The organism is Streptomyces sp. NPDC021115, assembly GCF_044333065.1.
GTDB lineage: Bacteria > Actinomycetota > Actinomycetes > Streptomycetales > Streptomycetaceae > Streptomyces.
On sequence record NZ_JBIRQF010000006.1, the window covers coordinates 389,610 to 408,418 of the forward strand.

The window sequence follows — 18,809 nt, forward strand, 5'->3', positions numbered from 1 at the left end:
TCACTGACCGTGCCACCGTGCATACTCAACGGTGGTCGGGGGCGGTCACCATGTCACTTGTGAGGGTCTGGTGCTACGTGTTCATTTCAGTGAACTCGATCTGGCCCGGCTGCGGATGGCCATCCGCCCGGATGCGCTCTGGGAGACCGTCCTAAGTTTCCACCGGCTGCGGGAGAACCGCGCCGAGACCGTATACGGGGAATGGCGCTCGGAGGCGCGCAACCGGCTCAACGGCGAAGGGCGGCTGCTGGCGCCGCTCATTCCGTCGCGGGGCTATTTCCCCGACTTCCTGACGCCCGCCGAGGGGGTAATCGGGTGTGACGCAGCGATGGACGCGCTGCGGGCGACGCCCGCCGAGCGGCTGCACGCGGAAGTCGACCGGCTGCCGTCGTCCCGGGCGCTGCCGGGGTGGATAAGGGGGCTGGCGCAGGGCGAACGGCGGCCGCTGGACCGGTTGGTGGGGGTGTTGCGCTCGTATCACGAGGCCGCCGTCGCGCCGTACTGGGCGCACATACAGGCCCGTATCGAGGCGGACCGGGCGGCGCGCGGGCGGGCGCTGCTGGACGGGGGCGCGGACGGGCTGCTGGCCTCGCTGCCGCCGACCATGCGCTGGCGGGCGCCCGTGCTGGAGGTGGACTACCCCGTCGACCGGGATCTGGAGCTGCGCGGCCGGGGGCTGTTGCTCCTGCCGTCGTTCTTCTGCCGGAGAACCCCGGTGACCTACCTCAACCCGGAGCTGACCCCGGTCCTGGTCTACCCCGTGGAACACGCCCGGAGCGGTGTTCCGCAGCAGCCGAACAGCAGGCCCCGGCCGGCCGATACGACGCCCGCCGCGCCCGGGCAGACCAAGTCGCTCGGCAAGCTCGTCGGCCACACCCGCTCGGCGGTGCTGCTGGAGGTCGGCGGTGGCTGTACGACGAGCGAACTCGCCCGCCGGGTCGGCGTATCGCTCGCCTCGGCCAGCCAGCATGCGAGCGTGCTGCGCGAGGCGGGGCTCGTCCATACGCTGCGCCAGGGCGGTGCCGTCCTGCACACCCTGACCCCGCTGGGCGCCGCCCTGCTGCGCGGCGGCGCCCCCGCCGACCGGGCGCACGGCGGCCGGTCGGCCGGGGCGGCGAGGCCCGTTACGGCGTGGATGAGGTGACCCGCTCGGGTTCCGTCCCTGCGGCCAGTTCGCCGGTGGCCACCTTGCTGTGGCGGCGGCCCCAGCAGAGGTAGATCAGCAGCCCGGCTGCCATCCAGCCGAGGAACCGTGCCCAGGTGATGAGCGGCAGGCTGCCCACCAGCAGCAGGCACAGCAGCACCGCGACGGCCGGGACGACCGGCACCCACGGGGTGCGGAAGCCGCGCCGCAGCTCGGGCCGGGACCGGCGCAGATGGACGACGCCCGCGCAGACGACGATGAAGGAGGTCAGCATGCCGATGTTGCCCAGTTCGGCGAGGTCGCCGATGGGCAGCACGGCGGTCATGAAGGCCACCAGCAGCCCCAGGGTCCAGGTGATCCGCCGCGGGCTGCGGGTGACCGGGTGGACATGGGAGAACCAGGCGGGCAGCAGCCGGTCGCGGCTCATCGCGAGGAACACCCGGCTCTGCCCCAGCAGCATGATCATCACCACCGTGGTCAGCCCGCAGATCGCGCCGATGCCCACGATCCGCACCGCCCAGTCGGCCCCGGCCGCCTTGAGCGCGCCGGTGATGGGCGCGGCGTTGTCCAGCCCGGTGTAGTGCTGCATGCCGGTCACGGTCAGCGCGACCGCCACGTACAGCACGGCGCACACGCCGACGGTGGCCATCAGCGCGATCGGCAGGGTGCGCTGCGGGCGCTTGGCCTCCTCGGCGTTGCTGGCCATGATGTCGAAGCCGGAGTACGCGCCGAAGACGATCGCGCCGCCGGTCAGGATCCCGGCGGTGCCGAACGTGGCGTCCGCCCCGAGCCCGGCCCAGCCCAGCAGCGGCTGCTGCCACATGTCGCCGTCGCCGCCCACCGGCTTGGCCTCGGGGATGAACGGCGACCAGTTGGCGGGGTCGATGTGGGCCACGCCGATGGCGAGGAAGACGAGGATGGCCGCCAGCTTCACCACCGTCATCACCGTGTTGATGCGCGAGGTGGTGCGGACGCCGGAGGCCAGCACGGCGGTGAGCACCAGGATGACGAGCACCGCGGGCACGTTGACCGTGGCGTCCGGACCGGCGAGCGACGCGGGGAGGTGGATCCCGAAGGTGGCCAGGAAGTCGCTGACGTACTGCGACCAGCCGCTGGCCACCGCGCCCGCGCCCATCGTCATGTCGAGGATGAGGTCCCAGCCGATGAGCCAGGCCACCAGCTCGCCCAGCGAGACGTACGCGAAGGTGTAGGCGCTGCCCGCGACCGGGACGGTGCTGGCGAACTCCATGTAGCACAGCGCGACCAGCGCCGTGGCGACCGCGCCGATGGTGTACGAGAGCGCGATGCTGGGCCCGGCGTAGTTCGCGGCGGCGGTGCCGGTCAGGACGAAGATGCCCGCGCCGATGGTGACGCCGATGCCCATGAGGGTCAGCTGGAGCGGTCCCAGGGCACGGGCCAGCCGGGTGTCCGGGCCCGCGGCGTCCTCGATGGTCGCCTCGATGGATTTGGTGCGCATGGCGGTGCTCGCTTTCTGCTCACCTCCTAGGCCGTAAGACAGTCCGGGAGGCGTTCGGCCAGGTGCTCGTAGTCGGCGACGGTGTTGTAGACGTGGGCGGACAGCCGCAGGAAGCCGCGGCTGTCCCACGAGGTGACGGCGGTCTCGCAGCCGGTCACGGCCGCGATGTGGCGCTGGACCGCATGGGACGCCTCGTGGTCGGCGGCCACTCCGGCGGGCAGCGGGACCAGCCGCATCGCGGGCGCCGGGGCGCCCGCCACCTCGGACAGGTCCGCGCCCAGGGCGTCCGCGAGGAGGCCCTGCGCCACCTCGGCGAGCTTCGTCATCCCGGCCCGGGCCGTGTCCCAGCCGTACGTCTCCTCGATGAACTCCAGCGCGCTCGGCGCCGCGAGCCACGCGGTGAGGTCGACAGTGCCCTGCTCGTCGAAGCGGCGCGGGAACGGATGGGGCGCGCCCCACGAGTCGGTGAGCGGCCACAGCTCCTGGGCGTCCGGACCGCGCGCGACCAGCGCCGCCGTACCGCGCGGGGCGCAGCACCACTTGTGCAGATTGCCCACCCAGAAGTCGGCGTCCCCCGACGCGCCGACCGGATCGGCCAGCATTCCGGGCGCGTGCGCGCCGTCCACCAGGACCTTCGCCCCGGCGGCGTGGGCGAGCCGGGTGATCTCGGCGACGGGGAAGAGCCGGGCGGTGGCCGAGGTGATCTGGTCGACCACGACGAGGGAGGTGGCCGGGGTGAGCGCGGCGGCGAAGACGGCCGCGATCTCGTCGGCGGTCGCGGTGAGCGGGATGTGGAGCGTACGCGTCCGGGCTCCGGCCCGGGCGGCGGCCCGGGCCACGCCCATCGCGACCGCGCCGTACGCGTGGTCGGTGACCAGCACCTCGCTGTCGCGGGGCAGGGCGAGGCAGGCCAGTACGGTGCTCACCCCGGCGCTCGCGTTCGGCACCAGCGCGGTGGCCTCCGCCGGAACCCGCAGCCAGCGCGCCAGGGCGGCCCGCGCCTCGCCCACCCGCTCCGGGAGCACGCGGAACCAGGCGTCCGGATTGGTCTCCATCTCCGCGCGCAGCGCCTGCTGCCGGGCGAGGACGACGCGCGGGACGGCACCGAACGACCCGTGGTTGAGGTGGCGGACCGAGGGGTCCAGGGTCCAGTGCGACAGCCCAGTCATACGAGACATAAGCTCCTTCCAGCGAGCCTCGGCGCAATCATCGGTCTCTAGTTGTCCGATGACTTCGGTTGCGCTGCGGAGAACCGTAGAGGCGGAAATCCGCAATGAACAGGGCTCACGCGTAAAATGGCAGTAACGGCATCGCGTGATGACATCGAGTCATCAGATGACTAGGGGAAGAGTGAGGCTGATGGCGGCGACCAACGCGGCGGCCGACGGACTGCGCGGCATGATCGCCCGCGGCGAGCTGGCCCCCGGCTCACAGCTCCCCGCCGAGCCCGAGCTGTGCGCCCGGCTCGGCGTCTCCCGCGGCTCGCTCCGCGAGGCCGTGCGCGCGCTCGCCGCCCTCGGCATGCTGGAGTCCCGTCACGGCGCGGGCACCTTCGTCTCGGCGCTGCGCCCCGGGCAGATGCTGGCCGGGTTCGCCGCGACCGTCGACGTCCTCCCGCTGGACGGGCTGCTGGAGCTGTTCGACGTGCGCCGCCCCCTGGAGGCCCAGGCCGCCGCACTCGCCGCGGCCCGCGGCGACGAGCAGGTCGTGGCCCGCCTGCGGGAGGTGCAGAAGCGGCTGGCGGACTCCGACGACGAGGCCGAACGGCACGCGCTGGACCGGGAGTTCCACGCGACGCTCTGCGCGGCGGGTGGCAACGAGGCGCTGGCCGCGCTCATCGACATCCTGCGCGCACGCGGCAGCCACTACAGCATCTACGGCGCTCCCGAGGCCGACACCATCCGGCTGGCCAGCGACCTCGGTCACGAGGCGCTGATCAACGCCGTTGCCGCACGCGACCCGTCGGGCGCAGCCGCGGCCGCGACCGCCCATCTGTCGCAGACCGAGGTCTGGCTGCGGCGCTACGGACCCCGGCCGGACGCGGCCGTGTAACGCGTCGTAGCGCGGCGCGGAAGCTGTTTCCGAGGGCGGTGGCGACGAGGAGCGCGGCCAGGGCGGTGAGGGCGGTGCCGTGCCAGCCGAGGGTGTTGAGCAGGGGCGCCGCGAGGGCGGCGCCGATGGCGCCGATCGTGAAGTACAGCACCAGGTAGACGCTGCTGAGGCTGCCCGAGCGTTGCGGGCCGAGGGCGATGACCCGGCTCTGGTTGGCGGCTTGGGCGGCGAAGCAACCGGCGTCGAAGAGGGCGAGCCCGAGTGCGGTGACCGGCGGGGTGTCGAGGCCGGTGGCCAGGAGGGTGGTTCCGGCCGCGGCGGTCAGCATGCCGACGGTGATCGCGGTGTGCGGGGTGTACCGGTCGGTGACGCGCCCGGTGAGCGGGAGCGTGGCGAGGCCGAGGAGTCCGGCCAGGCTGTACAGGCCGATGGCGGCCGGATCGAGGGAGTGGGGCGGCCGGGCCAGGGCGAGGGCGAGGGCGACCCAGATGAGGTTGAAGGCGAAGTACCACAGCCCGCCGGTGGTCACCGCGCGGCGAAGCGGTGGGTGGTGGCGCAGCAGCGGGGAAGCGCGGCGAGGGCGGCGCGGTAGCCGAGGTGGGGCTGTGGCCGCTGCCGGGGCAGGATCGCCGTGGCGGCGACCGCGCCGAGCAGGGCGAGGGCGGCGAAGACGAGGAGCATCCGCCGCCACCCGAGGGTGGTGGCCAGGGTTCCTCCGGCCAGGCGGCCGAGCAGGATGCCGGCCGACATTCCGGCGGCCACGGTGGCGACGTCGGCTCCGCGGCGCCCGGGCGGGGCGTGGCGGCCCGCGATGCTGCCGGCCTGGGCCGCGACACTGGCGGCTGCGCCGATGAGCAGGTAGGCGGTCAGGAGCGCGATCGCTCCGGGTGCCGCCGCGGCGAGCGCGAGGGCGGTGGCCAGGGCGATGAGCTGCGCGGTGACCAGGCGGTTGGGGGCGATGTGGTCGGTGAGGGGGAGCAGGAGGGCGAACCCGGTCAAGCAGCCCGCGAGCGCGGCGGTCGGGACGAGACCGGCCACGGAGAGCGGAACGCCGAGGCCGTCGGCGACCGCGGTGAGCGCCGGCTGGTATGGCGTAGTTGTTCGCGATCGCCATTCCGGCTATGCAGGCGAGGAGGAGCGTGCCGCCGCGGGGGAGGGCGCGGGTCACGGTGTCGTGCCGCGGGTGAGGATGACGGCGTAGCGGCACTCGGCGTCGGTGGTGTTGACGAAGACGCGCTCGGTGGGCCGGCCGAGTTCGAGGGTGTCTCCGGCGTCGAGTTCGTGGACGCTGTCGCCGTCGTGGAAGGTCAGATGGCCGTCGAGGACCCAGACGATCTGACGGATGAAAGCGAAGGCCGCGGCCGGATACGGCACGCGCGCCCCAGGGGGCAGATGGATCTCGGCGACCTCTGCCGGGAAGTGCGGACTGGTGATCTGGCGGCGGCGGTAGCCGGTGGCGGGGTCGTGCCACTCGGCGGCGTCGGTCTGCCGGTGCACTCCCGCGGTTCCGTCTTCCCCGTCCGGGGTGGACGTCGGCCAGGAGCCGGCGGTGAAGGTCGCTGAGGTTCACGCTGCGGCTGCCGGGCGGGCGGCGGCCAGCTCGGCGAACGCGGCTTCCCATACGTCTCGGACGGCGCGGCTGATCAGCGTGCGCAGCACGGGCCACTGGGCGACCAGGAGGTCCCGGTCCAGCAGGGTGATGAGGTCGTCGTGCTGTCCTTCGGTCAGCACGGTGCGGTACGTGCTCATCCGCGACCGTGGCCGGTCGAGATCGAACCGGGTCAGCCCCGACCAGCCACGTGCAGCGGCAGTTGCACCGTGCCGTGCGCCCGCCCGGCCAGGTCGCCGAGCCGGGCGGGCAGCCTGCGGGCGTACCGCTCCCGCAGCACCTCGGCAGCGACGGAGCCCTCCGCCTGCTCCTGAAGGCAGCCGTCGACCTGGCCGGGCCCGGGCCCTTCGCCGATGGCTCCTCGGGAGCGCTCATCGGCTGATCTGGCGCTCGCACCGAAAAACGCAGCATGGTCGTCCGGCCATGCTGATCGCGAGCCCGCGCAGTTGCGCACGAGCCACGCGCCCCGCGCGCTTCGATGCGCCCTGAACCGTCGCGAATGGGCTCGATGGTGATGGTCGGTGAGGAGCAAGCTGTTGGAAAACTCGAGAGGAGGCGGGGACGGGAATGCTAATCGAGCAAGTGTTCCGAAGTGAGGACCTGGCAGTTGCGGATCGCTTCGATTACTGGCGTGAGCTGATGAGTCGAACCCACGCCCCCATGGACTTGAGCAGCGACTTCGCGGCGGACTACCAGGCGCAGCAGCGACTCATCGAGCTCGGCGAAGTGTCGGTCTGGCCAGCGACTTTCCAGCCGCTGGTCTTTCGGCGGACACCGAAGCTGATCAGACAGTCCGACCCCGAAACCTTTCACCTCTCACTCATTCTGCATGGGCACGGCGGAGCTATCCGGAACGGCAGCGAAGCTACGTATGGTCCGTACGACTTTCACTCCAGCGACTCATCGCGGCCCTTTGAGGTCCGGGCGAGCCAGGAACAGATCACCACTGTGGTGGGCCTGGAGGTGCCTAAGGTGTTGGTACCGTTGCCCCGGGACAAAGCTGATCGGGCGATCCTGCACAAGCTGTCCGGCCGTGAGGGCGTCGGTGCTCTGCTCGCGCAGTTCGTGACGCGCGTAGCCGACGATCCCGGTTCCTTTCGAGCTGCCGACGGTCCCAGGCTGGGAATGGTGGCTGCCGACCTACTGTCCGCGCTTCTCGCTCACGTTCTGGACACCGACAGCTCGCTTCCACCCGAATCCCGCCGACGGACCCTGGTCCTGCAGATTCGGTCATATGTTCAGCGAAACCTGCACGATGCGGAGCTGACGCCGTCCGTGATCGCGGCAGCGCACCACATTTCCCTCAGCTACCTTCACCGTCTCTTCGAGCAGGAAGAGGAGACCGTCGCGGCGTGGATCCGTCGTCTGCGCTTGGAGCGCGCTCGACGTGACCTCGCCGATGCGGCGCTGCGCGCCACGCCCATCGGCGTCGTTGCCGCGCGGTGGGGTTTCCCGCGTGCAGCCGACTTCACCCGTAGCTTCCGCACCGCATATGGCATGCCGCCCAAGGAGTACCGGGATGCAACCTGCCGCCCCGGGAAGTAGACGCGTTGCCAAAGAGGTGTGGACTCCGTACTAACGACAGCAACTGCCACACCTCGGCATTCTGGGGATGCTCGGCAACACATCGCTTGGCCAGGTCATCAGGCCCAGCGAGGCTCCCTGTGCTTCCTCGGAATGCAAGGAACTGATAGGCATGCCCCAGACTTCGATAGCCGCCCATAGGCCGTTTCCCGGACAGGGGAAGTTGATCGGCAGCGACCGAGCCATTACCCCTTCCGCGCGCAGCCGTCAGGAATCCATCGAAGCCAGGGGAAAGCGCAAGCGCCGCAGGGGATACCGGCGCTTGGTGAAAGAGGCACAACAGGGTCAGGCGTGGGAAGACGCAGAACGCCGACGCCAGGACATCCGCGGTGATAGCAGATCAACAAGGATTTGCCGCACGTCGCGATGGGGCATCACGCCGGTCGCCTGGTGGCACAGCTTCAACCTGCTCTTCCGCCAGCGCTCCCACAGCCCGATGACCCGGGTCCTGTTGCCTCGGCCGACCGCTAGTCGGCCAGGTATCACCGTCGATTCGCTGTTGCCTCTGCCTGAGGGGTTCCAGCCGACTTCGCCTTGCGGCGTCATCCTCGGCAGCGACGAATTGCGTGCGCGCGCTCTACTCCATCAGCGCCTGCACAGCTGAGCAGATGCTATCCAAGCTTCATTGCTACTCCCGCCGGACGTGACCTCGGCAGCCGAGGCAAGGGCGGCATCCGGCAATCCGGTCCCCACTTCGGCGCACCGGGCGGGCCCGGGGTGTGCAGGGTGTGCTCAGTGCGCTCGCGGTGGCGCCATGCCAGGGGCGAGTTCGGCACCGCGGACCGGCTTGCCGGGTTCGCCGCTTGACATCCTGATCAGTCGTCGATGCCGGTGCGCTCCACGCCCGCGACGATGTGGCGCTGGAGGACGAGGAAGACGACCAGCAGCGGCACGATCGACACCGCGGCCGCCACGAACAGCTCGTGCAGATTGACGCTCTGGGCGGTGGTGAACGTCGACAGCGCGACCTGGACCGTCCACGCCTCCCGGTCCTGGCCGATGACCAGCGGCCACAGGAACGCGTTCCAGGCGCCGATGAAGACGATCGTGCCGACCGCGGCGAAGACCGGCCGCGCGTTCGGCACCACGACCTGCCAGTACGTACGCCAGTAGCCGAGCCCGTCCACCCGCGCCGCGTCCTCCAGCTCCCTCGGGAAGCCCAGGAAGTACTGGCGGAAGATGAACGCCGCGACCGCGCTGAACAGCGTCGGTACGACGAGACCACGCAGCGTGGAGATCCAGCCCAGCGAGCTGACCAGCACGAAGCTGGGGACGAAGGTGACCGCGGCCGGGACCATCAGGGTGCCCAGGATCCAGTAGAAGACGGCGTCGGAGTAGCGGTACGGGATGCGGGCCAGCCCGTACCCGGCCAGCGACGCGAGCAGCACGGTGCCGAGGGTGGTGAGGACGGCGATCAGGGAGGAGTTGAGCAGCGCGTGCGCCATCGGCACATTGGGGTCGTCGAACAGCTCGGTGACGTTCGACCAGTGCAGCTCCTCGGGGAAGAACGTCCAGCCGGGCGAGGTGATGTCCGCCTCGCTGGACAGGCCGTTGCGGACGAGGAGATAGAACGGGATCAGGAACAGCAGCGCGAGGGCGATCAGCAGGACGAGTCGCACCGCGCGTCCTACGCCGACCAGGGCGTCCCGTACGTCTCGCGTGTCGTGGCGGGGGCGCATCAGTCCTCCTTGCGGGACAGGCCGAACCAGCGTGCCTGGATCACCGTCACCACTGCGATGATCAGCGCCAGGATCACCGCGCCCGCGCTGCCGAGGCCCAGATTCTGCCCCTGTCCGAGCGCCGTGTAGTAGAGGTAGACCAGCGGCGGGCGGGCGTACGGCGGATAGCCGCGCGAGTCGGCCAGCAGGTTGTAGAACTCGTCGAACGCCTGGAACGCGTTGATCACCAGCAGCAGCACCACCGCGACCGAGGTCGCCCGCAGCTGCGGAAAGGTGATGTGCCGGAACACCTGCCACCCCGGCCGGGCCCCGTCCACGGCGGCCGCCTCGTACAGCCGCGGCGAGACGCGCTGGAGCCCGGCCAGGAACAGCACCATGTAGAAGCCCGCCTGGAGCCAGAGCCGCACGGTGACGATCACCAGCCAGTACCAGGGCGGGTCCGTGGTCGACAGCCAGGCGATCTGGTCGGCGCCGAACCAGTCGAGCACCGTGTTGGCCAGCCCGAACCGCACCCCGTTGAAGATCGACATCTTCCAGATCAGCGCCGCCACCACATAGCTGCACGCGACCGGCAGGAAGAACACCGACCGGAAGAACGCCTGCGCGCGGGGCAGCCGGTTCACCATCAGCGCGAGGGCGAGCGAGAGGACGTACGTCGCCGGGACGATGAACGCCGTGAAGACCAGGAACGTCACCAGGCTGCCGGTGAACGCGTCGTCGCGCAGCATCGCCGCGTAGTTGTCCAGCCCGACGAAGCGGGTCGGCGTGACCGTGTTGTGCGCGTCGAAGAAGCTGAGGTAGGCGCTCCAGACGAGGGGGACGTACGTGAAGAGGGTCAGACCGAGGACGAACGGGCCGACGAACACCCAGAACCAGAGCGTGCGGCCCTGATTGCCCCGCATCAGCTCTTCTTCTGTACGCGCCGCAGCTCCGCCGCCGTCTTGCGGACCACCGTCCGCAGCTCGCTCTCCGGGTTCGCGCCGCCCTTGATGATGCGGCTCAGCGCGTCCTGGTACGCGACCTTGCTCGCCGGTGTCCACAGCAGCGGCTCGGCGTGGCCGTGCTCGTTCGCGAACCGCACCGCTTCGGCCGCCGCGCCCTGCCGCAGCTTGGTGGCCTTCTGCGCGAGCGACATCCGGGCCGGGATGTGGAAGCCGTAGGTGAGCGCGAAGTCCTCCTGGTACTCCGTCTTCTCCACCCACAGCCACTTCACGTACGCCTTCGCCAGCTCCTTGTGCCTGCTGCGGGCGCTCACCGCCGCCCCGTACGCCCCCACCGGCACCGCGGGCTGCCCGTGCGTGCCCTCCGCGGGGAACGGCAGCACCCCGAAGTCGTCCCCCAGCGCCTTCCTCACCTGCGGCAGCGCCCACAGCCCCGACCATTGCATGGCCGTCAGCCCCTGTGTGAACGCGGCCGGATCCGACCAGTCCGACGGCGCGCCCAGCAGCAGCGACTTCTCCTTGTACAGCTCGCGCAGCTTGCCGAGCGCGCGGGCGGCGGCCGGATCGTCGAAACCGACCTTCCCGTCCTCGGTGATCAGCTCCAGACCGGCGGCGTGGAGCGGTGTGCCGCCGAGGACGCCCGGGCCGCCGTCGTTCCCGAGGAACAGCCCCTTGACGTTCTTCGTCGTCAGCTTCTTCGCCGCGTCGACCAGTTCGTCGAGGGTGCGGGGCGGGTCGACCCCGGCGTCCTTCAGCATGCTCGTGCGGTAGTAGAGCAGCTGCATGTCCACGACCTGCGGGATGGCCCAGACCTTGCCCTCGTACGTCTTCGGGGCGAGCACGGCCGGGTTGATGTCGTCCTTCGCCTCCTTGAGGAGGTCCGTCAGATCGACCACCTGCCCGCCCTGGATCTGGTCCAGAGTCGGGCCGTTGACCTCGAAGACGTCCGGGCCGGACGGGGTGAGCAGCGCGGCGGCCGTCTGCTGGTCGTAGTTGCCCGGCCGCCACTGCACCTCGACCCGTGCGTCGCCGAAGTCGTCCGCGTACCGCTTCACCGCCTGCTCGGTGCCCGGTTCGCCGTACTGGTGGTACCACTGCGACAGCACCGGCTTGCCGCCCTTGCCGTCCCCGCCGCGCCCGGTGTTCGACCCGCATCCGGCGGCCGTCGCCCCGGCCAGGACGAGCCCGCCGCCGGTGCCGAGCAGTCTCCTACGGCTCATGGACATGTCGCCGCGCCCCCTCTATGCCTCGCCTCCGCCTCACCGTATGAACAACGATCAACGATGCGGCGGGAATGCGACAGATGGGTTGCGGCCGTATATCAACTGCCGCTGCTTTTCTTGTTGTCGATCTCGTCGATCTCGTCGAACACGCGCTGGGCGGTGGCGAACGCGGAGTTGGCCGCCGGGACGCCGCAGTAGATCGCGCTCTGGAGCAGCACCTCGCCGATCTCCTCGCGGCTGAGGCCATTGGTGAGCGCCGACCGGACGTGCATCGCCAGCTCGGCGTCATGGCCGTGCGCGATGAGCGCGGTGAGAGTGATGGCGCTGCGCATCCGCCGGTCCAGACCGTCCCCGGTCCAGATCTCGCCCCACGCGTAGCGGGTGATGAAGTCCTGGAAGCGGGCGGTGAACGGGGTCGTACGGGCCACCGCGCGGTCCACGTGGGCGTCACCGAGGACGGCGCGGCGGACGGCCATTCCGGCGGCGTGCCGTGAGGCGTCGTCCGTGGCTCGCGTTGTGATGTGGGTGACCAGCGCGGAGGTCACCGCCTCCGGGCACTCCACGCCTGCCAGGTGGGCCGCGTGGGCGACCTCCACCAGGCTCGCGCCCTGGATCGCGTCCGCGATCTCGCGGGCGTGCGGGGGAGGGGTGGCCGGGTCGTCCCGGCCCGCCACGACCAGGGTGGGGGCGGTGATGGACGGCAGGGCGTCGCGTACGTCGTAGTCGGCGAGGACGTCGCAGCACGCGGCGTACCCCGCGCGGTCGGTCCGGCGCAGGTCGTCCAGCAGCGCGCGGCCACGGGGTGTTTCGGCGAACGCCTGCGAGAACCACAGCCCCGGCCGCGTCGCCACCATCGCCTCCGTGCCCTCCTCCCGTACGAGCTTCGCCCGCTCCCGCCAGACGGAGGGCTCGGCGAAGTGCGCCGAGGAGCAGACGACCGTGAGGGACGCGATGCGGTCGGGGTGGTGCGCGGCCAGATACAGCCCGACGGCCCCGCCGAGTGAGATCCCCGCGTAGGCGAAGCGGTCCCAGCCGTGTGCGTCGGCGCTGTGCAGCACGAGGGTGGCGAGGTCGGCGATGCTGGCGCTGCCGTCGTCCGGGAGCAGCCCGGTTGGGGAGTCGCCGTGGCCGGGGAGGTCCCACCGCAGGGTGCGGTACGTGCGGGTGAGCGCGGGGAGTTGGGGCTCCCAGACGGCCAGGGATGTGCCGAGGGAGGGGCCGAGGATGAGGGGTGGGGCGGTGTCGCGGCCGTCCAGGGTGGTGTGGAGTTCACGGAGTTCGTGGGTCACGGGGTGGCTCTCCGGGGGGGGGGGGGCGGGTGGTTGCGGCTGGTGCAGCGGAACGATTGCCCACAACTGGGTGCACATGCGGCCCCTCCGGGCGTACAACCCAGCCCCTCCGGCGTTTGAGGAGCGGGGGCCGGGGCGGAGCCCCGGGTTCGGGGAGGGGCGGGGTGGGGAAAGGCTCGCCGCCAGGCGTTACGCATGGCGGTCTAGGGCTCGGTCCGTGAGGGCGGGCGCCGCGCCTACGTAGGTGGTGGGGTCGGTCAGGTCGCGGAGGCGGTCCCCCGGGAGGACGTCCGACAGGGCTTCGGACAGGGGCTTGCCCTCGCGCGCCGCCTCCGTCAGGCGCCGCTTCGCCCCCGCGCGCCCCAACGCAGGCGCGAGCGCGGCGATGAGGCGTTCGCTGACGATCAGGCCGTCCGTCAGCGACAGGTTCGCGGCCATGCGGTCGGGAAAGACCCGCAGGCCGGAGGCGAGTTCCGCGCCGTCGCGAGCGGCGCCGCCCGCGAGCCGCAGCAGGTCCCGCAGCGGCTGCCACTCCGCGTGCCACGCGCCCCCGGGCCGTTCGTCCTCGGCGGCGAGCGCGCCGAACAGGGTGGCGGCGAGGCCCGGAGCCTGGCGGGCGGCGGAGGCGATGAGGGTGGCGCGCACCGGGTTGGACTTGTGCGGCATCGCGGACGAGCCGCCGCCCGCGCCCTCCGCGACCTCGCCGATCTCCGTACGGGACAACACCAGCACGTCGGCCGCCATCTTCCCCGGCGCGCCGACCGCGAAGGCCAGCGCGGACGCCAGGTCGGCAATAGGCGTGCGCAGGGTGTGCCACGGCAGGTCGGGTTCGGCGAGCCCGGTTTCCGCCGCGAAGCGGGCCAGCAGCGGGATTCCGTCGTCGAAGGCGGCCAGCGTGCCCGCCGCACCGCCCAGTTGGGCGACCGGACGCAACGTCGCGAGCCGGTCACGGGCGTCCAGGGCCAGCGCACGCCAGCCCGCCGCCTTCAGGCCGAAGGTCGTGGGGACGGCGTGCTGGGTGAGGGTGCGGCCCGGCATGGGGGTGGCGCGGTGGGTGGCGGCGAGCCGCGCCAGCTCCGCCGCCGTACGGTCCAGGTCGGCGACGATCAGCGGCAGGGCGCGGGCCGCGACCAGCATGGTGGCGGTGTCCAGGATGTCCTGGCTGGTCGCGCCCCGGTGGACGTACGCCGCGGCCTCCCCATCCGTACGGACCACCGCCGCGGTGAGGTCGGCGACCAGCGGGATGACGGGGTTGCCGCCGGAACGGGCCCGCCGGGCGAGGTCGCGCACGTCGTACAGTTCGGCGCGGGCCGCTTCCGTCACCGCGGCCGCCGCGTCGGCCGGGGCCAGCGCCCGGGCGAGGGCGGCCTCGGCGTCGAGCATGGCCTGGAGGAACGCCACATCGCCCGTGGCGTCCTCGACCGCCGACCCGACCCGTACGGGGGTCAGCAGCCCCGCGTCGTCATTACCGGAACTCAAGGAAGACCGTCTCCCCCTCACCCTGTAGCCGGATGTCGAAGCGGTACGTCCCCGGCTGGGGCTCCGCCGTCGCCACCAGGGTCTCCCGGCGTGCCGGATCCAGCGCGGCGAGGAGCGGATCGGCGGCGCCCCGCTGGATGTTCTCGGGGAAGTACAGCCGGGTGTAGAGGTGGTGCAGCAGCCCCCGCGCGTGGACGCACACGCTGATGTACGGGGCGGCGGAGACAGGGGCGCCGGGGCGCAGCGTACGGGCCGCCCAGTGGCCGTCGGCGTCGGTGGCGATGCGGCCGAAGCCGGTGAAGCCGACGCCGTTGCGCCCGGCGTAGCCGCCGGTCACCGGGTCGCGGCGCATCGATCCGGGCGCGCCGGACAGGGAGCCGTCCGGGCCCGCCTGCCACAGCTCGACCAGGGCGTCCGGGACGGGCGCGCCCTCGCCGTCGTGGACGCGGCCGTGGACGGTGATGGCGTCGGGGTGGCCCGCGGGGGCGAGGTCGCCGCCGCCGGGGAAGGGGAGCGCGTAGCCGTAGAAGGGGCCGACGGTGTGGGAGGGGGTGGGGGAGAGGCGGGTCATCAGCGGCCTTCCTCGATCCAGGTGGCCGACGGCCCGTCCAGCACGATGTCCCAGCGGTAGCCGAGCGACCACTCCGGCTGGGACAGCGCGTGGTCGTAGGTGGCTACGAGCCGCTGCCGCGCCGAGTCGTCCGTCACGGACTGGAGGATCGGGTCGTAGGCGAAGAGCGGGTCGCCGGGGAAGTACATCTGGGTGATGAGGCGCTGGGTGAACGCCGTGCCGAAGAGGGAGAAGTGGAGGTGCGCGGGGCGCCACGCGTTCTCGTGGTTGCGCCACGGATAGGCGCCGGGCTTGATGGTGGTGAAGCGGTACGAGCCGTCGTCGTCGGTCAGCGTCCGCCCGACGCCGGTGAAGTTGGGGTCGAGCGGGGCCGGGTGCTGGTCGCGGAGGTGGGCGTAGCGACCGGCGGCGTTGGCCTGCCACAGCTCGATGAGCTGGCCGCGCACCGGCCGTCCGCGGCTGTCCAGCAGCCGCCCGGAGACGGTGATGCGCTCGCCCAGCGGTTCGCCCTGGTGCTGGATGGTCAAGTTGTTGTCGACATCGGTGATGTCGGTGTGGCCGAAGACGGGCGTGTGCAGCTCGACGGTCTCGGGGTCGCCCTCCACCGCGACCAGCGGCTGCTTGGGGTGGCGCAGCAGGCTGCTGCGGTACGGGGCGAAGTCGCGCGCGGGGTGGTCGGCGGCGGGGGCGCCGTCGGCGCGCGCCTTGTCGTACGCGACGCGGCTGTCGGCGAGTTCGCGGTCGATGTCGGCCTGGGTGAGTGCCATGGGAGCCTGCGCCCTACCTTTCGTGTACGAGGTACGAGGTACGAGGTACGAGTCACCGCTCGAGTACGAGGGCGATGCCCTGCCCGACGCCGATGCACAGGGACGCCACGCCCGTGCCCGAGCCCGCCGCGGCGAGCTGATGGGCGACGGCTCCGGCGAGGCGGGCGCCGGAGGCGCCGAGGGGGTGGCCGATGGCGATGGCGCCGCCGCGCGGGTTGACGATTTCCGGGTCGAGGCCGTCGTCCTGGGCTGACCATTCGGCGAGGCAGCCGAGCGCCTGGGCGGCGAACGCCTCGTTCAGCTCCAGGGTGGTGAGGTCGGCGAAGCTGCGGCCCGCCTTGGCCAGCGCGCGGCGTACGGCCTCGACGGGGCCGAGGCCGAAGTACTGCGGCTCGATGCCGGTGACGGCGGAGGCGCCGATGCGGGCCAGCGGCTCGCGTCCGGTGGCCTTCAGGCCCTCGTCGTCCACGAGGAGGAGGGCGGCGGCGCCGTCGTTGAGCGGGGAGGCGTTGCCCGCGGTGACGGTGCCGGTGTCCTTGGGCCGGAAGGCGGGCTTCAGCTTGGCCAGCGACTCCATCGACGTCGTGTCGCGGATGGTTTCGTCGCGGACGAGTTCGGTGTCCGGGTACGGCAGCACCTCGGCCTCGTACGCGCCGTCCTTCCACGCCCGCGCCGCCTTCTCGTGGCTGGCGAGCGCGAACGCGTCCTGCGCCTCGCGGGTGATGCCGTGCTTGTCGGCGATCAGCTCGGCGCCCTCGCCGAGGGCGACGGTCCACTCGGGCGGCATGTCCGGGTTGGTCATGCGCCAGCCGAGGGTGGTGGAGTACATCTGCTGATGCCCGGCGGGGAAGGCGCGCTCCGGCTTTTGCAGCACCCAGGGGGCGCGCGACATGGATTCCACGCCGCCCGCGAGCGCGATGTGCGCGTCGCCGACGGCGATGGCGCGGGCGGCCTGGAGCACGGCCTCCAGACCGGAGGCGCACAGCCGGTTGACTGTCGCGCCGGGCACGGTGACCGGCAGCCCGGCGAGCAGGGCGGCCATGCGGGCGACGTTGCGGTTGTCCTCGCCCGCGCCGTTGGCGTTGCCGAGGTAGACGTCGTCGACGCGCGCCGGGTCGAGGGCGGGGGTACGGGCGAGGAGGCCGCGGACGACATGGGCGGCGAGGTCGTCGGGGCGCACGCCCGCGAGCGCGCCGCCGTACTTGCCGATGGGCGTGCGGACGGCGTCCACGATGTAGACGTCACGCAAGGGGGTCGTCAACGGGGCTCCTTCCCGGCGGCCTTGAGCGCGCGCAGCGCCGCCAGTTCGTCGGGGGTCGGCGGCTCGGTGGTGTGCACGGCGTCGGCGACGGTCAGCTCCCAGCCGGTGGCGTCCCGCACCCGCTCCACGGTGACGCCCGGGTGCAGCTCGGTCAGCACCAGTTCGGCGGTGGCCGGGTCGGGGCGCAGGATGCCGAGGTCGGTGATGACGGCGACGGGGCCCGCGCCCGGCATGCCGAGCTTCGTGCGGTCGCCGGGGCCGCTGCCGTGGCCCATCGTGGTCACGAAGTCGAGCTTCTGGACGAAGTTGCGGGAGGTGTGGCGCAGGACCATCAGCACCTGGCCGCAGTTGGAGGCGATCTCGGGGGCGCCGCCCGCGCCGGGCAGCCGCCCCTCGGGCTTGTCCGGGCCGCGGTCCACGACGGTGGTGTTGATGTTGGCGTAGCGGTCGACCTGGGCGGCGCCGAGGAAGCCGACGTCGATCCGGCCGCCCTGGAGCCAGTAGTTGAACATCTCAGGGACCGGGACCACGGAGTCCGCGGTCTCGGCGAGTTCGCCGTCGCCGATGGACAGCGGGAGCCGGGTGGGCTTGGAGCCGATGGTGCCGGACTCGTAGATGAGGACCAGGCCCGGGTTGACCGTGGCGCGGGCGAGGTTGGCGGCGGTGCTGGGGAGGCCGATGCCGACGAAGCAGGTCTTGGCCCCGGCGAGCGCGCGGGCGGCGTTGACCTCCATCAGCTCGTCGCGGGTGAAGTCTTCGGTGGGGGTCACGGTGTTGTCCGTCATCGCACGGCAGCCTTCTCGGTACGCACGTTCTCCTCGATCCACTGCGTGAACGCCTCGCGGTCCCGGGCGATCGGGTCCCACGCCTGGTAGAAGGCGTTGTCGCGGACCGAGTACCCGGTGGCGTACGAGGGGTGCGCCCCGCCGGGGACGACCGACACCGCGTCGATCACCCAGGTCGGCAGGACGATCCCGCCCGGCCGCGGCTCCAGCTCCGCCACGACCTCCTCGACGGTCACCAGTACCCGCTCGGCGGCGAGCGCGGCCTCCTTCTGTACCCCGGTCAGCCCCCACAGCTGGACGTTGCCCGCGCGGTCGGCCTGCTGGGCGTGGATCACCGTGACGTCCGGGTTGAGCGCGGCGACGGCGGCCAGTTCCTCACCGGTGAAGGGGCAGGTGACGGTGGAGATGGTGTCCGTACGGGTCGGGATGTCGCTGCCGCGGTAGCCGCGCAGCACGGCGAACGGCAGCTTGGACGCGCCCGCCACATAGCGGTTGGCCATGCCCGCGTGGCTGTGCTCGTCCAGCTCAAGCGGCCGGGGCCAGCCGTTCTCGACGGCGTCGCGGAAGCGGTGCAGTGAGCCGACGCCGGGGTTCCCGCCCCAGGAGAAGACCAGCTTGCGGACGAGCCCGGCGCCGATGAGCTGGTCGTAGACGACGTCGGGGGTCATGCGGACGAGGGTGAGGTCGGTGATGCCCTGGCGGATGACCTCGTGCGCGGCGGCGTACGGGATCAGGTGGGTGAAACCCTCCATCGCGACGGTGTCCCCGTCATGGACGAGGTCCGCCACGGCGTCGTGCAGGCTTCGGATGTCGGCCATCGTCACTCCGCGGTGATCGCACACGTTCGCACACGGGTGCTTGTTCGCTTCCGGGATGCTCAGTGTGCTGACTATTTTCTTGCCGTTCCCGAACGTTCCCATCGCTCGGTGTGCTCGTCAAGGGAGTCTA

The 18,809-nt window shown here is 71.8% G+C and carries 18 protein-coding genes and 2 pseudogenes; 5 read left to right on the top strand and 15 right to left on the bottom strand.

Features of this window, described 5'->3' with window-relative positions; all coding sequences use genetic code 11:
• Nucleotides 1-70: 70 nt before the first annotated feature.
• The gene (locus ACH4TL_RS21610) at nt 71-1,144 is read left to right on the top strand and encodes an ArsR/SmtB family transcription factor (RefSeq protein WP_398316368.1); all 1,074 of its coding nucleotides are present in this window, start codon (nt 71-73) and stop codon (nt 1,142-1,144) included.
• Here the strand turns inward: ACH4TL_RS21610 and ACH4TL_RS21615 are convergent.
• Together ACH4TL_RS21615 and ACH4TL_RS21620 are read right to left on the bottom strand one after the other, a co-directional pair.
• Entirely contained in the window at nt 1,125-2,621 is a 1,497-nt protein-coding gene (locus tag ACH4TL_RS21615; protein ID WP_398316366.1) for an APC family permease, read from the bottom strand. The genes ACH4TL_RS21610 and ACH4TL_RS21615 overlap by 20 nt on opposite strands.
• Before the next feature lie 26 nt (nt 2,622-2,647).
• A complete protein-coding gene (locus ACH4TL_RS21620) occupies nt 2,648-3,799 on the bottom strand; it encodes an aminotransferase class V-fold PLP-dependent enzyme (protein ID WP_398316364.1) in 1,152 nt (383 codons plus the stop codon).
• A 181-nt stretch (nt 3,800-3,980) separates the two neighbouring features.
• On the opposite strand from ACH4TL_RS21620, the gene ACH4TL_RS21625 reads away from it, so the two are divergent.
• Nucleotides 3,981-4,673, top strand: a complete 693-nt coding sequence (locus tag ACH4TL_RS21625; RefSeq protein ID WP_398316362.1) for a FadR/GntR family transcriptional regulator — start codon at nt 3,981-3,983, stop codon at nt 4,671-4,673.
• Here ACH4TL_RS21625 and ACH4TL_RS21630 read toward each other — a convergent pair.
• The 3 genes and pseudogenes from ACH4TL_RS21630 to ACH4TL_RS21640 form a co-directional block, all read right to left on the bottom strand.
• A pseudogene (locus ACH4TL_RS21630) lies at nt 4,558-5,711 on the bottom strand (MFS transporter). The gene ACH4TL_RS21625 and the pseudogene ACH4TL_RS21630 sit on opposite strands and share 116 nt — an antisense overlap.
• Nucleotides 5,712-5,837: 126 nt before the next feature.
• Nucleotides 5,838-6,170 carry a hypothetical protein gene (locus ACH4TL_RS21635; RefSeq protein ID WP_398316358.1) on the bottom strand — a complete coding sequence of 111 codons (333 nt, stop codon included), beginning with the start codon at nt 6,168-6,170 and terminating at the stop codon, nt 5,838-5,840.
• 69 nt (nt 6,171-6,239) lie between these two features.
• Nucleotides 6,240-6,562 (bottom strand): annotated as a pseudogene (locus tag ACH4TL_RS21640) (hypothetical protein).
• Between ACH4TL_RS21640 and ACH4TL_RS21645 the strand changes: the two are divergent.
• The 3 genes from ACH4TL_RS21645 to ACH4TL_RS21655 all read left to right on the top strand — a co-directional run bounded on the left by ACH4TL_RS21645 (nt 6,473) and on the right by ACH4TL_RS21655 (nt 8,470).
• Nucleotides 6,473-6,664 (top strand): hypothetical protein, encoded by a 192-nt coding sequence (locus tag ACH4TL_RS21645; RefSeq protein WP_398316792.1) that lies wholly within the window; start codon nt 6,473-6,475, stop codon nt 6,662-6,664. The pseudogene ACH4TL_RS21640 and the gene ACH4TL_RS21645 sit on opposite strands and share 90 nt — an antisense overlap.
• Before the next feature lie 185 nt (nt 6,665-6,849).
• Nucleotides 6,850-7,827 (top strand): helix-turn-helix domain-containing protein, encoded by a 978-nt coding sequence (locus ACH4TL_RS21650; protein ID WP_398316356.1) that lies wholly within the window; start codon nt 6,850-6,852, stop codon nt 7,825-7,827.
• A 151-nt stretch (nt 7,828-7,978) separates the two neighbouring features.
• Nucleotides 7,979-8,470 carry a hypothetical protein gene (locus tag ACH4TL_RS21655; protein WP_398316354.1) on the top strand — a complete coding sequence of 164 codons (492 nt, stop codon included), beginning with the start codon at nt 7,979-7,981 and terminating at the stop codon, nt 8,468-8,470.
• 211 nt (nt 8,471-8,681) lie between these two features.
• Here ACH4TL_RS21655 and ACH4TL_RS21660 read toward each other — a convergent pair whose 3' ends face one another.
• The 10 genes from ACH4TL_RS21660 to ACH4TL_RS21705 form a co-directional block, all read right to left on the bottom strand.
• A complete protein-coding gene (locus ACH4TL_RS21660) occupies nt 8,682-9,545 on the bottom strand; it encodes a carbohydrate ABC transporter permease (protein WP_398316352.1) in 864 nt (287 codons plus the stop codon).
• Nucleotides 9,545-10,447 (bottom strand): carbohydrate ABC transporter permease, encoded by a 903-nt coding sequence (locus ACH4TL_RS21665; RefSeq protein ID WP_398316350.1) that lies wholly within the window; start codon nt 10,445-10,447, stop codon nt 9,545-9,547. The genes ACH4TL_RS21660 and ACH4TL_RS21665 overlap by 1 nt, the downstream gene beginning before the upstream one ends.
• On the bottom strand, nt 10,447-11,712 hold the full coding sequence (locus ACH4TL_RS21670; RefSeq protein WP_398316348.1) for an ABC transporter substrate-binding protein: 1,266 nt from the start codon (nt 11,710-11,712) through the stop codon (nt 10,447-10,449). Before ACH4TL_RS21670 ends, ACH4TL_RS21665 begins: the two co-directional genes overlap by 1 nt.
• A 95-nt stretch (nt 11,713-11,807) precedes the next feature.
• Entirely contained in the window at nt 11,808-12,998 is a 1,191-nt protein-coding gene (gene pcaC / locus ACH4TL_RS21675) for a 4-carboxymuconolactone decarboxylase (protein ID WP_398316346.1), read from the bottom strand.
• A gap of 189 nt (nt 12,999-13,187) precedes the next feature.
• Entirely contained in the window at nt 13,188-14,477 is a 1,290-nt protein-coding gene (pcaB, locus tag ACH4TL_RS21680) for a 3-carboxy-cis,cis-muconate cycloisomerase (RefSeq protein ID WP_398316344.1), read from the bottom strand.
• On the bottom strand, nt 14,464-15,048 hold the full coding sequence (pcaG, locus tag ACH4TL_RS21685; protein ID WP_398316342.1) for a protocatechuate 3,4-dioxygenase subunit alpha: 585 nt from the start codon (nt 15,046-15,048) through the stop codon (nt 14,464-14,466). Before pcaG ends, pcaB begins: the two co-directional genes overlap by 14 nt.
• A complete protein-coding gene (gene pcaH, locus ACH4TL_RS21690) occupies nt 15,048-15,815 on the bottom strand; it encodes a protocatechuate 3,4-dioxygenase subunit beta (RefSeq protein WP_398316340.1) in 768 nt (255 codons plus the stop codon). The genes pcaG and pcaH overlap by 1 nt, the downstream gene beginning before the upstream one ends.
• 52 nt (nt 15,816-15,867) lie before the next feature.
• Nucleotides 15,868-17,076: a thiolase family protein gene (locus ACH4TL_RS21695; protein ID WP_398316338.1), complete on the bottom strand. Its 1,209-nt coding sequence runs from the start codon at nt 17,074-17,076 to the stop codon at nt 15,868-15,870.
• Nucleotides 17,073-17,861: a CoA-transferase subunit beta gene (locus ACH4TL_RS21700; protein WP_398316336.1), complete on the bottom strand. Its 789-nt coding sequence runs from the start codon at nt 17,859-17,861 to the stop codon at nt 17,073-17,075. The genes ACH4TL_RS21695 and ACH4TL_RS21700 overlap by 4 nt, the downstream gene beginning before the upstream one ends.
• The gene (locus ACH4TL_RS21705) at nt 17,858-18,679 is read right to left on the bottom strand and encodes a CoA transferase subunit A (RefSeq protein WP_398316334.1); all 822 of its coding nucleotides are present in this window, start codon (nt 18,677-18,679) and stop codon (nt 17,858-17,860) included. The genes ACH4TL_RS21700 and ACH4TL_RS21705 overlap by 4 nt, the downstream gene beginning before the upstream one ends.
• Between the last annotated feature and the right edge of the window lie 130 nt (nt 18,680-18,809).